The organism is Mesorhizobium sp. B263B2A (assembly GCF_020165775.1).
GTDB lineage: Bacteria > Pseudomonadota > Alphaproteobacteria > Rhizobiales > Rhizobiaceae > Mesorhizobium > Mesorhizobium opportunistum.
In genome coordinates, this window is sequence record NZ_JAIUIU010000010.1 from 15,474 (window position 1) to 30,161 (window position 14,688).

13 protein-coding genes are annotated in these 14,688 nt (G+C 63.7%); 9 read left to right on the forward strand and 4 right to left on the reverse strand.

Annotated features, from left to right (window positions below):
* Positions 1 to 116: 116 nt before the first annotated feature.
* Positions 117 to 1,091 carry a LysR family transcriptional regulator gene (locus tag LB568_RS17070; protein ID WP_224730707.1) on the reverse strand — a complete coding sequence of 325 codons (975 nt, stop codon included), beginning with the start codon at positions 1,089 to 1,091 and terminating at the stop codon, positions 117 to 119.
* 100 nt (positions 1,092 to 1,191) lie between these two features.
* Between LB568_RS17070 and LB568_RS17075 the strand changes: the two genes are divergently transcribed.
* Positions 1,192 to 1,983, forward strand: coding sequence for an alpha/beta fold hydrolase (locus LB568_RS17075; protein WP_013893633.1), 792 nt, complete (start codon positions 1,192 to 1,194; stop codon positions 1,981 to 1,983).
* A gap of 46 nt (positions 1,984 to 2,029) precedes the next feature.
* Here LB568_RS17075 and LB568_RS17080 read toward each other — a convergent pair whose 3' ends face one another.
* Positions 2,030 to 3,022: a murein L,D-transpeptidase catalytic domain family protein gene (locus LB568_RS17080; protein WP_224730708.1), complete on the reverse strand. Its 993-nt coding sequence runs from the start codon at positions 3,020 to 3,022 to the stop codon at positions 2,030 to 2,032.
* Between the two features lie 368 nt (positions 3,023 to 3,390).
* Here LB568_RS17080 and LB568_RS17085 point away from each other — a divergent pair, with 368 nt between their 5' ends.
* On the forward strand, positions 3,391 to 4,095 hold the full coding sequence (locus LB568_RS17085; RefSeq protein ID WP_224730709.1) for a DNA helicase: 705 nt from the start codon (positions 3,391 to 3,393) through the stop codon (positions 4,093 to 4,095).
* Between the two features lie 34 nt (positions 4,096 to 4,129).
* Positions 4,130 to 4,687 carry a GNAT family N-acetyltransferase gene (locus tag LB568_RS17090; protein WP_224730710.1) on the forward strand — a complete coding sequence of 186 codons (558 nt, stop codon included), beginning with the start codon at positions 4,130 to 4,132 and terminating at the stop codon, positions 4,685 to 4,687.
* A gap of 81 nt (positions 4,688 to 4,768) precedes the next feature.
* Here the strand turns inward: LB568_RS17090 and LB568_RS17095 are convergent, their stop codons facing one another.
* Positions 4,769 to 5,953 carry an MFS transporter gene (locus LB568_RS17095; protein ID WP_224730711.1) on the reverse strand — a complete coding sequence of 395 codons (1,185 nt, stop codon included), beginning with the start codon at positions 5,951 to 5,953 and terminating at the stop codon, positions 4,769 to 4,771.
* Between the two features lie 317 nt (positions 5,954 to 6,270).
* Positions 6,271 to 7,935: a Na/Pi cotransporter family protein gene (locus LB568_RS17100; RefSeq protein ID WP_224730712.1), complete on the reverse strand. Its 1,665-nt coding sequence runs from the start codon at positions 7,933 to 7,935 to the stop codon at positions 6,271 to 6,273.
* Between the two features lie 404 nt (positions 7,936 to 8,339).
* Here LB568_RS17100 and LB568_RS17105 point away from each other — a divergent pair, with 404 nt between their 5' ends.
* The 6 genes from LB568_RS17105 to LB568_RS17130 all read left to right on the forward strand — a co-directional run bounded on the left by LB568_RS17105 (position 8,340) and on the right by LB568_RS17130 (position 14,679).
* Complete coding sequence (locus LB568_RS17105; protein ID WP_224730713.1) at positions 8,340 to 8,720, forward strand: RcnB family protein; 381 nt, start codon at positions 8,340 to 8,342, stop codon at positions 8,718 to 8,720.
* Between the two features lie 137 nt (positions 8,721 to 8,857).
* Positions 8,858 to 10,804, forward strand: a complete 1,947-nt coding sequence (gene dnaG / locus LB568_RS17110) for a DNA primase (RefSeq protein WP_224730714.1) — start codon at positions 8,858 to 8,860, stop codon at positions 10,802 to 10,804.
* A gap of 439 nt (positions 10,805 to 11,243) precedes the next feature.
* On the forward strand, positions 11,244 to 13,268 hold the full coding sequence (rpoD, locus tag LB568_RS17115) for an RNA polymerase sigma factor RpoD (RefSeq protein WP_013893641.1): 2,025 nt from the start codon (positions 11,244 to 11,246) through the stop codon (positions 13,266 to 13,268).
* A gap of 352 nt (positions 13,269 to 13,620) precedes the next feature.
* Positions 13,621 to 13,914: a GYD domain-containing protein gene (locus LB568_RS17120; RefSeq protein WP_224730715.1), complete on the forward strand. Its 294-nt coding sequence runs from the start codon at positions 13,621 to 13,623 to the stop codon at positions 13,912 to 13,914.
* A gap of 107 nt (positions 13,915 to 14,021) precedes the next feature.
* On the forward strand, positions 14,022 to 14,291 hold the full coding sequence (locus LB568_RS17125; RefSeq protein ID WP_224730716.1) for a DUF333 domain-containing protein: 270 nt from the start codon (positions 14,022 to 14,024) through the stop codon (positions 14,289 to 14,291).
* Between the two features lie 19 nt (positions 14,292 to 14,310).
* Complete coding sequence (locus tag LB568_RS17130; protein WP_224730717.1) at positions 14,311 to 14,679, forward strand: thiol-disulfide oxidoreductase DCC family protein; 369 nt, start codon at positions 14,311 to 14,313, stop codon at positions 14,677 to 14,679.
* The last annotated feature ends 9 nt before the right edge of the window (positions 14,680 to 14,688 follow it).

Below are 14,688 nucleotides of genomic sequence, written 5' to 3' on the forward strand. Positions count from 1 at the left end.
CTCTCCCAACTGTGGCGTTGCCGTTCGCGCTATGGTGCGCTCGTCTCAGGTGGTCAACGCGGCGAGGATGCAAATGATCCCAATCGCGGCCTATGCCGATAGTCACGGCCCCGTCATTAACGACCGGTTTCCACTTGCACCTTTCGCGACTGGTTGGTCGGCATCTCTCCGGCGGACCTCCGAGGCTCCAACGCGCGGCGTAGTGCCGGCGCTTCCTGCTGGATATGGTCCCAGAGCCGGTTCGCGACCGGGCCGTGCGGGCGGTCGCGGCGGCGCGCCACCACCAGCTCATCGGTGCGGCCCGGCATATGCCGGCCGGCTATGGAACGCAGGCGCCCGTCATGCAACTCGTCCTCGATCAGGAAGCGGGGCAGGTGGCCCCAGCCGAGGCCTTGCAGGATGATCTCCTTCTTCATGCCCTGGTCGGCCACGAGGCATTGCGGCGCGCCTTCGATCAGCGAATAGTTTTGTTGTGGCGAATGGCGGGCGCTGTCGCGCATCACGCATTGGGTGAGTGCCTGCATCTGATCGGGAGTGATCGGCTCCTTGATACGCTGCGGCAGAAAGCCAGGCGCCACCACGGGAATGAAGGGCACCTTGCACAAATCGACCCATTCCACCCGTGCATCGCCCTTATCGACCCAGTGCAGGATCAGATCGGCTTCGTCATCGAAGAGGCGCTCCCACGGACCGCCGACGGCTTCGAAGTGCAGATGGAGGCGCGTGCCGGGGCATTGAGCGAAGAACCGCCCGAGCATGCCAAGCACCTGCGGGCGCGGGCAGAGGTCGCCAATCACAACGTGGATTTCGCTTTCCTCGCCCATCGAGAGCTGGGCGGCGTGGACACGCAGACCTTCCAGTTCGCGCAGCAGCGCTTGCGCGCGGCGGTGGAACGACAGCCCTGCCTCGGTCGGGCGCACGCGATAGCCGCTGCGGTCCAGGAGAACGAGATCAAGCTGCCGTTCGAGCTTGGCGACGGCGGCGAACACCGCCGGATGCGAGCGGTGCAGCAGGGCGGCCGCCGGCTGAAAGCCGCCGGTGCGGATCACGGCATCGAAACATTGCAAGTCGTGCAAGGTGAATTCGGCCATGTCAGCTTTGACTACAGAGATTGTCCTATCTTTGTAATATCATCAAAAGCCGGCCGCAGCTACGCTTAGCCTCATTCAACGTTCCAGAAGGAATTTCATCATGAGTGAGCTGAATTTCGTGACTGTCGGCGATGGCACGCGCATCGCCTACCGCTTCGACGGCGACGCCGGAAAGCCGGTGCTGATGCTGTCGAACTCAATCGGCACGACGCTGCATATGTGGGACGGGCAGGTCGGCGAGTTGTCCCGGCATTTCCGTGTTCTGCGTTACGATTTTCGCGGCCATGGCGGGTCGAGCGTTCCGATCGGGGCCTATTCGCTCGACCGGCTCGGCCGCGACGTGATCGAGCTGCTCGATGCGCTCGGCCTTGGACGCGTGCATTTCCTCGGCCTGTCGCTGGGTGGCTTCGTCGGGCAATGGCTCGGCGTCCACGCGCCCGAGCGCATCGACCGGCTGATCCTGAGCAACACCTCGTCGCATCTCGGGCCGGCAAGCTATTTCGACGAGCGGATTGTCTCGGTACAGCAGGCGCCCGACATGTCGGAAACCGCCGAAATGTTCCTCAACAACTGGTTCCCCGCCAAGATGGTGGCGGCCAACGAGCCCATCATCGCGGAATTCCGCACCATGCTGCTGACGATCGACCGGCAAGGCCTGGCGGGTCTGTTCGCCGCCGTTCGCGATGCCGACCTTCGCCGCAGCGTGGCGCTGATCAACCGGCCGACGCTGGTGATCGCCGGCGAGCACGACACAGTGACGGCGGCCAGCCACGGCGAACTGATCGCCGCGGCGGTGCCCGGCGCGAAGCTGGTTGTCCTGCCCGCGGTTCACCTGTCGAATGTGGAGTATCCGGCGGAGTTCATAAAAACCGTGCTCGATTTCCTGCGCTGACCGAGAGTCTACTCCCGTGGTCTGCTGTCTGGCGACGTAGTGGTCCTCACGGCTCCTTGCAGATCGGCACTGGTTGCGACGGTGCCGCCGGATGGTCTTTCTTGTATTGCACGATGATCGGCTCGAGGGTTTTTCGCGGCCAGAATTTCGGCGCGCCGATTTCTTTCAGGCAGGAGGCGTTCCAGTAGAGATCTGTGCCGGACAGCGAGTGGCTTTTGGCCGATGCTTGCGCGACGGCGGCGATGTCGCGCGATTCCGGATAGATGTAGAGCGTCGTCGGGTTGTCCTTGACCATCGAGATGATCTGCCGCGCATCCGCCGGCGACCAGCTGGTGCAGCCATTGCTGCGGCCGCCGGCATAGTCCACCAGCTTGCCGAACGGCACCAGGCCATCGTGGTCGGCATAGGAGCTGTTCGGGCTTTTGCGCATGCACATGCCGCGCAACACTTGCGCGGCATGGCCGCCGATCACGCGCTGCCTGGCGTTGGCGGCTTCGCCTTCGCCATCGAACTGGATGAAGGTGCGCTGGAAGGCCACGTCCTGCTTCGCGCCGGTGCGGTAGTAGCCCTTGAACGAGGTTTTCGCCTCGCGGGTCATGTAGGCTCCGCCGGCGGTCAGTTCCGAATCCATGGCATTGCCGAAATTCTTCGCGCAGCGCCTGCCATTCGAGAAATCGACCGTGCCTTTCAGGTCGCGGCCGCCGCCATGCCCCGACGAGATGGCGTGAAACGACTGGCTGGCTTCGCACACGACGTAATACCGGCGCCCCAGCACGCCGTTGCCCAGATCGCCGGGACGCGTGGCGTCCATGGCAAAATAGCAGGGGTTCCTGACGGCGCCCTGCGCGACCTTCTTGCGGTAAAGCGCGCGCGCCCGCTCCAGGACCACTTGCGAGATCTGGCCATCGCCGTCGCCGACATGAGCCTGCAGCCAGGCCGGAATATCGGATGGTGCGGCGAAAGACCGGACGGCCGTCAAGGCGATGACGACAAGCAACAAGCCGGCGACGATACCCAAAGGGACAGATCTCAACCGCACCGGTTCAATTCTCCTGTCGAAGCCTTGCGAATCCTTGCCGCAAGCAGCCGATCATAAAATGCCTCGCGCCAATCGGCGAAAAACATCTTGTTTAGCGCTCCGTCAAATAGGCACGAAGGCGGCGCGCAAAACGTCCGTAGGCCGGGATGCTGGCTCAAGGCTTGCGCCGCTCGACTGCGGATCCAGGGATGTGCGCGATTTTCGATCCCTTGGGATTGCGCTATCATCTGATTCTGGCACGGCCCGTGCCTCCTCCCTCCGCCGGGAAAGCATTCGTTCATGCGGGGCACTCCGATCACTGAACCGACTGTTCGAGCACAAGGCATGAGGAGGGGTTGCGAAAACTGCTCGCACCAGGAGGTTTTGCGATGATCGCGCCCATCTACCATCTGAAGCGTCAAGCCAGGCTGTTGTCGCGCAAGGCAAAAATCCCGCTCCACCAGGCACTTGACCGTATTGCCGCTCGCGAAGGTTTTGCCGGCTGGAGCTTGCTCGCGGCAAAAGCGGCCGAAATCTCGCCCGCCGCCAGACTGTTTGCGCGGCTGGCGCCCGGCGATCTGGTCCTGGTCGGCGCGCGGCCGGGCCACGGCAAGACCCTGATGAGCCTCGAACTCGCGGCCGAAGCCATGAAGTCAGGCCATCGCAGCGTGTTCTTCACTCTGGAATATACACAAAGCGATGTGCTCGACCGGTTTCGCGCCATCGGCATCGAGCCGCAGCAGTTCGGCGGACTGTTCGAGTTCGACAATTCCGATGCCATCAGCGCCGGCTATATCGTCAAAGTGCTGGGATCGGCGCCGCGCGGCACGCTGGCGGTCATCGACTATCTGCAGCTGCTCGACCAGAAGCGGGAGAATCCCGAGCTGATGGACCAGGTTCGCATGCTGAAGGCCTTCGCACGGGACAGCGGCGTGATCCTGGTCTTCATTTCGCAGATCGACCGCTCATATGATCCATCGGCGAAGCCGTTTCCCGATATCGGCGATGTCCGGTTGCCGAACCCGCTGGACCTGTCGCTGTTCAGCAAGGCGTGTTTCCTCAACAAGGGCGAGATCCGCTTCCAGGCGGCTTGAGCGTTCTCCCGGCCACGGTTAGAGAGCATGGATCATGGTCGAGATCGTCAAACCCGCGCTTGAACATCTGCCGTCCTACAAGGCGGCGCTAGAGCGCGGCTGGTCGCCGGACAATGTGCGGCTCTTGCAGGCGACGCGCGAACAACTTGCGGCGATAGAAGAGGATCCGGTGGCATTCCTGGCCAGTCTCGACGATCCCGAGGCGAAAGGTGGCCCGATCACCTTGCCCGACGGGATGAAAGTGCCACGCCTGCCGGGTTTCCGCCGCTGGATCTGGGACGGCGAGGCTTCGGGCTCGATCGGCTTGCGCTGGCAGAAGGGCACGGCGGACCTGCCGCCGCATGTGCTTGGCCATATCGGCTATGCGGTGGTGCCGTGGAAGCGGCGGCGCGGCTACGCGACCGAGGCGCTGCGGCTGATGCTGGACGAGGCGAGGGCGGTTGGCCTGGCTCACGTCGAGATCACCGCCAAGCCGGGCAACCCGGCGTCGCACAAGGTGATCCTGGCCAATGGCGGCAGGCTGGTCGAGCGCTTCTTCGAGGATGCCGCCTATGGCGGGGCGAAGAGTTTGCGGTTCCGGATCAAGCTGTAGCCGGCGCCATCCTCACCCGTGCTCGTCAGCACACGGCGCGTGGTCGGACAGGGCACGGATGGGGTGGGGGTGGTTGAGGCGCTACTCGGCGGCGGCCGTCAGCGGCGGCGTGGCGTTGCTGCGCGCTTCCCAAAGATACGAGGCGAGTGCCACGAGCACGGCGACCAGCATCGCGAAAGTGCCAAGCAGCGGCAGGCTGCGATAGCCGAAGCCGCTGTTCAGCATGGCGGCACCCAGCGACGCCGCCAGCGCGATGCCGACATTGAAGCCGGACGGGATCAGCGAGGAGGCGAGGTTCGACGCGTCCGCGGTCCAGGCCAGGATGCGGGTCTGGATCGGCGTGCCGATGGCGAAGTTGAGGCCGCCCCAGATGACGATCGCAACGATCATCGGCACGGGATAGGGGCTGACGGCATAGATCACCGCCAGCGTCACCGCCTGCAAGGCAAGCATCGTGATCAGCGAGGGCATCAGTTTCCAGTCGGAGAGCTTGCCGCCGAGGAAGACGCCGAGCGTGGCGCCGACGCCGTTGAGCAGCAGCACCCAGGGCACCAGATCCTCGTCCAGCCCGGTGATCTCAAGCAATGTCGGGGTGATGTAGGTGAACAGGCCGAACTGGCCGATCATCAGCATCAGCATCAGGATCAGCGAGGTCCAGACCTGCTGGCGCGCCAGCACGCGGACCTCGCGGGCAAGGCCCGCATGCTTCGCTTGATATCCCGTGGTGCGCGGCAGAAGGGCCGCCATGGCAAAAGTTGCCGCGACGCCCAGCGCGCACATCACCCAGAAGGTCGCGCGCCAGCCCCAGATGTTGCCGATCGCGGTGCCCGCCGGCACGCCGATGACGTTGGAGACGGTCAGGCCGGACAGGATGACGGCGACCGCCATGCCACGCTGGTCCTCGCGCACCAGGCCGACCGCCACCACCATGGCGACGCCGAAATAGGCGCCATGCGCGACCGCGACGGCAATGCGCAGAAGCAGCATCGAGGTGAAGTCCGGCGCCAGCGCGCAGGCCGCCTGGCCGATGGTGAAGGCGATGGCGAGGCTGAGCAGCAAGGCCTTGCGCGAGATCGATTTGGTGGCGAGCGCCAGCAGCGGTCCGCCAATGGCGATGCCGCAGGCGTAACCCGAGACGAGATAACCCGATGTGGGGACCGAGACGCCGAGCCCCTGCGCCACCTGCGGCAGCACGCCGGCAATGACGAACTCGGTGGTGCCGAAGGCGAAAGCGGCGATGAACAGGGCGATGAGTGGAAGCGACATGGGACAAGCCTTGGCTGGAGCGGCCTCAAACCACGGATGGGCGGCGCGGGCAATCCAGAAATTGTGGGCGCCGGTTTAGGTTTTCTTCAGTAAGGGTGCAAGGCAGTGAAGCTGCCAATCTCCCCCAAGTGGGGGAGATGGCCGGCAGGCCAGAGAGGGGCGCTGTCCCGCCACCCCATCAATTTTCTGCGCCGGGGACTGACGCCTGCGGCGGATTTAAAAAAACCAAAAGGCGATCAAAGGCCGCGCTCTACGGCGCCCCCTCTGTCCTGCCGGACATCTCCCCCACAGGTGGGGAGATTGGCAGCTTCAACGCCTCAGCTGGCCTTCAACCTCGATCCCGTCAGCAGGCCGCGCTCTTCCAGGACGGGATAGGCCATCGACGCCAGCAGCGAGTTGATCTGCTTCAGGTCGCGGATGGTGTCGAGGTGGATCGAGCTGGTTTCGACGCTCTTGGCGGTACCCTCGCGCAGCCGCAGGAAATGGCTGGCGCTGGTTTCCTTCTCGCGGTCACGCAACTGGTCCTTTTCCAGCACCAACTGACGGGCGGTTTCGGGATCGCGCGACACCAGCACGTTGAAGGCAAGCCGGGCATTGGCCAGCACCGAGCCGTGGAAGGCGCACAATTCGCTCCAGCCTTCGTCGGTGAATTCCAGGCCGCGGTCGAACTTCTTCTTCACATGCACCAGCATGTTGCGCACGATGATGTCGCCGACCTGCTCCAGCTTGACGCAGGCGCCGATCAGTTCCTGGCAGCGCAGCGCCTCGTCCTCGGTCAGCGGATTCTTGGTGACCTTGGCAAGGTAGAGCTTTATGGTCGCGTGCTTACGGTCGACGCGGTCGTCGAGCGCGGCCAGCGCCTTGATCTTGTCGGCGTCGGCGCTCTCGTAGAGCTCGATGATGCGTTTGAGCATGATCTCGACCGTCTCGCACACCCGCACCACCTCGCGCGCGGCGTTGGCCAGCGCCTGGCTTGGCACATCGAGCGCGCTTTCGTTGAGCGCGGAAAGCTCGACGACGTCGAGCGAGGCGGCGGGCGCGGCTTTGGTGCCGAGCGCCACGATCTTCTCGGAAGCGCGATAGACGAAACCGGCCAGCGGCAGGCCGGCCAGCAGGATGATCACGTTGAACAGGATGTGGGCGTTGACGATCTGGTCCGACGCCGTCGCGCCGAGGAAGCCGACATGCGGCCTGAAGATCATGAACAGGACCAGCATGACCAGGGAGCCCAGCCCGCGCATCAGGAGATTGCCGATCGGCACGACGCGCACGGCGGGCCCGGCCGAACGGGTCAGCATCGGCGCGATGGTCGAGGAACCGAGATTGACGCCAAGGATGAGGACGACGCCGAGTTCGGGGCTGATCAGGCCACGCCCGGCAAGCGTCGCCATCAGCAGGACCGCCGCGATGCTGGACTGGAACAGCCAGGTGATCAGCGCCGCCAGCAGATAGGCGGTGATGGAATCGCTGGAGAAGTAGTTGATGATGACCGGCATGAGCTGGCTGTTGCGCAACGGCTCCGACGCCTGGCCGATCATTTCCAGCGACAGGATCAGAAGGCCGATGCCGACCAGGATGCGGCCGGTCTGGCGCCAGTCGCGCCGCTCGGTGGCCATGAACATCACCGTGCCGGTGATCAGGCAGAGTGGCACCAGCAGCGTCAGATCGAAGGTCAAGAGCTTGACCACGAGCGCAGAGCCGATCTCGGCGCCGCGCACCGCCAATTGGCCCGCCGCACCCGAGACGATGCCGGAACCAGCGAAGGAACCGACCAGCAGGGTGACCGCCGTCGAACTTTGCAAGGCGATCGCAAGGCCAGTGCCGGCCAGCACCGCCATGATCGGATTGCGCATGGTGGCGCGCAATTTGTGGCGCAGCACATCGCCATAGGCGCGTTCGACACCGGTCTTGACCATGCGGGTGGCAAACAGCATCAGCGCCACGGCGCCGGCCAGATGCAGAAGGACGACGGAACCGCTCATCGTGGCACCTGCACGCAGGAACGGGCCGCGATGCGGACAGCACGATGGGCAGGGCGGAAAGCTGGGGTACGAATCATGGTCATGGCAGTCACTGATGATAGCAGGGATAATAGCTGGAATATTTTAGCCGGGTAATAAAATTTTGTCGATTTCAAGGGCCTACGGGGGCGCGACGGGCCGTGTCGGAAAATGGACGGAGGCGAAATTGGTTGCATTTCCGGGCCCACGGGCGGGACGGCAGTTCGGCCAGCTCTGCCGCGCTTTCGGTGCCTGTCTTTGCGGGGCTGTTCAACTCATCGTTCTAAACTAGCGAATTCATTACATAATTGTAATGCTGGTGTTCAGTTTCAGTTCATCCATTGACCGCTACTCCTCGGGACATCGACAACCCAAGGAGACTTCCCATGAAACGCATTGTCCTTTCCGCGCTTGCTTTCTCGATGTTGGCCGCCACCTCGCTCACCGGCCAAGCCGCGCCGATCAACGCACCGGTCGCGCCGCAGTCGAATTACACCAAGGTCGACTGGCAGAAGCCGACTCACCGGGATGTCAAGAAGCGCGTCATCCAGAAGCGCGTCTTTCAGAAGAAAGTCATCGTGAAGCGGAACAACTGGCGCAATGGCCAGCGATATTCCGGCTGGAGGCAGCACCAGCCGGTTCGCGACTACGGCCGCTACGGCCTGCGCCGCCCGGGTCCCGGCCAGGAATGGATCCGCGTCGGCAACGACTATGTGCTGGTCGGCATCCTCTCCGGCGTCATCTTCGGCGCGCTTGCCGCGCAGTAAAGCACCTAGCGCTGGACTTGGAAGGCGGCCCGCAACGGCCGCCTTTCTTTTTGCCCTGTGGAAACCGGGTATGGCCCGTATTGGGGGTCGTCGGATTTCGCCGGCATGATTATATGGTGGCGAAACGAGTTCCCTAAATGCGCTTTCCGCCCGCCTTTCTCGACGAGATCCGCGACCGCGTGCCGATTTCACAGGTCATCGGCCAGCGCGTCGCGTGGGACCGCAAGAAAACCAATACGTCGCGCGGCGACTATTGGGCCTGCTGCCCGTTCCATGGCGAGAAGAGCCCATCCTTCCACTGCGAGGACAAGAAGGGGCGCTACCACTGTTTCGGCTGCTCGGTCTCGGGCGACCATTTCAAGTTCCTCACCGAACTCGAGGGACTGAGCTTTCCCGAAGCGGTCGAGAAGATCGCCGACATGGCCGGCGTGCCGATGCCGGTCCGCGACGAACGGGAAGAACAGCGTGAGAAGGAACGCGCCAGCCTGACCGACGTCATGGAGATGGCGACAGCTTTCTTCCAGGAGCGGCTGCAGGGACCGGAAGGCGCAAAAGCCCGCGCCTATCTGCGCGACCGTGGGCTGACGCCGGCGACGCAACATTCGTTCCGGCTCGGCTTCGCCCCTGACAGCCGCAATGCGCTGAAGGAGCATCTCGCCGCAAAAGGCGTGCCGAAGGCGGACATCGAGGCCTGCGGGCTGGTCCGCCACGGCGACGATATCCCGGTCTCCTATGACTGGTTCCGCGACCGCATCATGTTCCCGATCCCGGATTCGCGCGGCAAGATCATCGCCTTCGGCGGCCGCGCGCTCGCCGCCGACGCGGTGGCCAAATACATGAACTCGCCAGACACCGAGCTCTTCCACAAGGGCAATGTGCTCTACAATTTCGCCCGCGCCCGCCAAGCGATGGCAAAGGGGGCGCTCGCCAAAGGCGGCACGGTCATCGCCGTCGAAGGCTATATGGACGTGATCGCGCTGGCGCAGGCCGGCTTCGAGAATGTCGTGGCGCCGCTCGGCACCGCGCTCACCGAAAACCAGCTCGAACTTCTGTGGCGCATGGCGCCGGAACCGATGCTGTGCTTCGACGGCGACAAGGCCGGGCTGAAGGCCGCATGGCGGGCCGCCGATCTCGCGCTGCCATCGGTGCAGGCCGGTCGCTCGGCGCGCTTCGCTCTGCTGCCGGAGGGCAAGGATCCCGACGACCTGGTCAAGGCCGAGGGGCCGGATGCATTCCGCGCGGTACTGGCCGACGCGCGGCCGCTGGTCGACCTTTTGTGGATGCGCGAGACGGCGGGCGGCGTCTTCGACACGCCGGAGCGGCGGGCCGAACTCGAGAAGACGCTGCGCGAACTGACCAGCCGCATCCGCGATGAAAGCCTGCGCTATCACTACAGCCAAGAGATGCGCGAGCGGGTGCTGAGTTTCTTCGGCTCCCAGCGCGGTGCCCGGCAAAGCCGTCAGGACTGGAAACCCGGGCAGGGCAAGACGGCCGCGCCCGGCGGGCAGTTCGCCAAGGCTGGCAGCGGCCGCATGGCGATCACCGAAAGCCTCGGCCAGTCGGCGCTGGTCAAGCGCGGCGAGGGGATGTCGGTGCGCGAGGCGACGATCATCGTCGCGCTGGTCAACCATCCGCCGCTGATCGACGAGAATTTCGCCCATGTCGAGTTCCTCGACCTTGCCAATGCCGATCTGCAGCGGCTGCATGGTGCCATCCTCGACGCCATGGCGCACGACATGGCCAATGACCGCCATGCCGTGGTGGCGACGATCGAGCGTGCCGGCTGCGCCGAGATCTGGGAGCGTGCCGTCGGCCTGATCCGGCGGGCGCGGCAATGGCCGGCGCTGGAGACAGCCGCACTCGACGATGCCCGCGACGCTCTGAACCAGGCGTTGCACTTGCAGCGCAGCGCGCGCACCTTACATAAGGAGCTGAAACAGGCGGAGGCGGCGCTCGAAGCGGATCCCTCGGACGAAAACTTCCGCCATCTGATCGAAATTCAGGCGCAATTCAGGGATGTACAAGCGACGGAAGCGCTGATCGAAGGATTTGGCGTCTCTTCGGGCAGGGCTGGTCGAGCCTAAGTGCATCTGAGTGCAGGAATGAGAGCGCGGCCATGCCTCCTTAGGGGGCGGGGCGCGCTAAGTCGGGTAATTGATTCGCTTTTTTCATGCGAATCATGCGACAGGCGCTTGACCTTCGGACAGAATGGCGGAATCAGGACGATTCGAAACGTTAACCCGCACCCGCATCGACGGGAATGCAGCGATGTGAGGTACTGGTCACTGGACAGGCAGGCCGCCTGCCACAGATATCAGGGTTAATCTGGACTTAATGCATGTCGCCCAAGAGTGGTCGCCCAAGAGAGGAAACCGGTTTTGGGACAACGGCATGCACCAAACAATAGAGTTGATGCGGTTCGTGGCCCGGTGAAGCACGTTTAGAAAAACGAGCGTATCCGATTTGACTGGTCCGACAGCTTACGCGGCCCCGATGTCCGGCCGCTAGGAGAAGATAAAAACTATGGCGACTAAGGAAAAGGAAGAGGTCGAGACCGAACGCGAAGGCGCCACCGATGGCCCTCTGCTCGACCTTTCCGATGATGCTGTCAAGAAGATGATCAAGGCCGCCAAGAAGCGCGGCTATGTCACCATGGACGAGCTGAATTCGGTGCTGCCTTCCGAGGAAGTGACCTCCGAGCAGATCGAGGACACGATGGCGATGCTGTCCGACATGGGCATCAACGTCGTCGAGGATGACGAGCAGGGCGAAGAAGCCGAGGCCGGCGATACCGCGGCCGATGCCGAGGAAGACGCCAACGAGCTGGCCGAGCAGACCGGCACGGCGGTCGCCGCCACCACGACCAAGAAAGAGCCGACCGACCGCACCGACGATCCGGTGCGCATGTACCTGCGCGAGATGGGCTCGGTCGAGCTTCTGTCGCGCGAAGGCGAAATCGCCATCGCAAAGCGCATCGAGGCCGGCCGCGAGACGATGATCGCCGGCCTGTGCGAAAGCCCGCTGACCTTCCAGGCTATCATCATCTGGCGTGACGAGCTCAACGAATCCAAGATCCTGCTGCGCGAGATCATCGACCTGGAAGCCACTTATGCCGGTCCCGAAGCCAAGCAGGCTCCGGTGGTCGAACGCATCGAGGAGGCTCCCAAGGCCGAGGAAAAGCCGCGCCGCGGCCGCGACGAGGAAGAAGACATCACCAATGTCGGCGCCGATACGCGCGGCCTGACGGATGACGACGAGGAAGACGAGGACGAGGCGAGCCTGTCGCTGGCGGCGATGGAAGCGGAACTGCGCCCGCAGGTGATGGAGACGCTCGACGTCATCGCCGACACCTACAAGAAGCTGCGCAAGCTGCAGGACCAGCAGGTCGAGAACCGTCTGGCCGCGGCCGGCACGCTGTCGCCCAGCCAGGACCGCCGGCTGAAGGAGCTGAAGGACCAGCTGATCAAGGCGGTGAAGTCGCTGTCGCTCAACACCGCGCGCATCGAGGCGCTGGTCGAGCAGCTCTACGACATCAACAAGCGGCTGGTGCAGAACGAAGGCAAGCTGTTGCGGCTCGCCGAAAGCTACGGTGTGCGCCGCGAGGAGTTCCTGAAGGAATATCAGGGTTCCGAGCTCGACCCGAACTGGACGCGCGCGATCGGCAATCTGACCTCGCGCGGCTGGAAGGAATTCACCAAGAACGAGAAGGATGCGATCAAGGAGCTGCGCGCCGAGATCCAGCACCTGGCCACCGAAACGGCGATCTCGATCCTGGAATTCCGCAAGATCGTCAACCAGGTGCAGAAGGGCGAGCGCGAAGCCGCGATCGCCAAGAAGGAAATGGTCGAGGCCAATCTGCGCCTCGTCATCTCCATCGCCAAGAAGTACACCAATCGCGGCCTGCAGTTCCTCGACCTGATCCAGGAAGGCAATATCGGCCTGATGAAGGCGGTCGACAAATTCGAATACCGCCGCGGCTACAAGTTCTCGACCTACGCGACATGGTGGATCCGGCAGGCGATCACCCGTTCGATCGCCGACCAGGCGCGCACCATCCGCATCCCGGTGCACATGATCGAGACGATCAACAAGATCGTGCGCACCTCGCGCCAGATGCTGCACGAGATCGGCCGCGAGCCGACGCCGGAGGAACTGGCCGAAAAGCTCGCCATGCCGCTCGAAAAAGTGCGCAAGGTGTTGAAGATCGCCAAGGAGCCGATCTCGCTCGAAACGCCGGTCGGCGACGAGGAGGATTCGCATCTGGGCGATTTCATCGAGGACAAGATGGCGATCCTGCCGATCGACGCGGCGATCCAGGCCAACCTGCGCGAGACCACCACGCGGGTGCTCGCCTCGCTGACGCCGCGCGAGGAGCGTGTGCTCAGAATGCGCTTCGGCATCGGCATGAACACCGACCATACGCTGGAGGAAGTCGGCCAGCAGTTCTCGGTCACCCGCGAGCGTATCCGCCAGATCGAAGCCAAGGCACTGCGCAAGCTCAAGCATCCGAGCAGGTCGCGCAAGCTGCGCAGCTTCCTTGACAGCTGAGCTGGGAGTCGGGATTTATCTCCGCGAAGAATTGAGGGCGCCGACTGGCGCCCTTTTTCGTTTCAGGCGGTTGCGCATGAAGCCCTCCGGCGGTGGATCGGTCTCGGATGTCAGCCTGGGATTTCCGCCATGGCCGCGAAGGAGATTGCCGCAATCGGGCGGGTTTTTGAGCCGGCTTTCCGTGGTCGCCGACGACTGTCGCCTCAAGCCTGCAAATGATGGCATGAATAGGTGCTTGCGGGACGTTCGTTGCGGGAGGATAATTTCGCGTCGGATGCATTTTCTGGGCGACAACCCGGATGCCCGCCCCGGCGAAGCCGCCGTGCTCCGTGGCCCCGGAGGGAGGTGTGCCATGACGACCTACATCATGCTGATGAACTGGACCGAGCAGGGCGCGAAAAACGTTCGCGACTCGCCCAAGCGGCTCGACGCGGCCAGGAAGCAGCTTGGCGAGATGGGCGGATCGTTCAAATCGTTCTACCTGACCATGGGCGAATACGACATGGTGGCGGTGGTCGAAGCGCCCGACGATGCGGTGCTGGCGCGTTTCGCGCTGATGTTGGCGGCGAGTGGCAATATCCGGACGCGAACGCTGAAGGCCTTCCCTGAATTCGCTTATCGCGAGATCATCACTTCGCTTGGATGAAGCGGCCGGCAGGGTTTCCGGAAGTCGATAACCGGGTGCCGGCTTGACGGCGCTTTGCCGCAGGACGGGACGCCTCGCCGCGATAGAATGCGGCGAGGGAGATCGCGATGAGCAATTCTTCGATGTTGGCTATCGGCCTTGCCGCGTTGTCCTTGATGCCGATCCATGCCAGCGCCGCCGCCCAAAAACCGGTCGGCATGGCCAATCCAGCATCCGTCCATTGCGGGGAGGTTGGCGGGCGCCTGGCAATCAGGAAGGACAAGGCCGGCAACGAGTATGGATTCTGCCGCTTGCCCAACGGGCGTCTGTGCGAGGAGTGGGCGCTGTTTCGCGACGACAAATGCGTCGGGCCGAAGGCGGCCATGCGCGGCAAATGACCATGATAGAACCACACCCTTGCTGACCGTCTGGTACAACACGCGCTGCCCGGTCTGCGATGCGGGCATCGTCAGGCAGAAGCGCCGGCTGATCGAAGCGGTCAAGGCCGGCCGGATCGAATTTCGCGACGTCAACCTGGAACCGGCGGCGCTCACCGGATTTGGCGCCTCGCTGGAGGATATCCGCCGCCGGCTGCACGCCATCGACGCGGATGGCCGCTTGCTGGTCGGCGCCGATGTGGCGATTGCCGTGTGGCAGGTGACGCCGGGCGAGGGCTGGCTGGCGAGATTGTTCGGCAACCGGTTGACCTTGCCGCTGACGCGGTTTGCCTACGACCGCTTCGCCGGCTTGCTCTATGCCTGGAACCGGCGCAACGGCCGCTGGTAGCGGATTTCC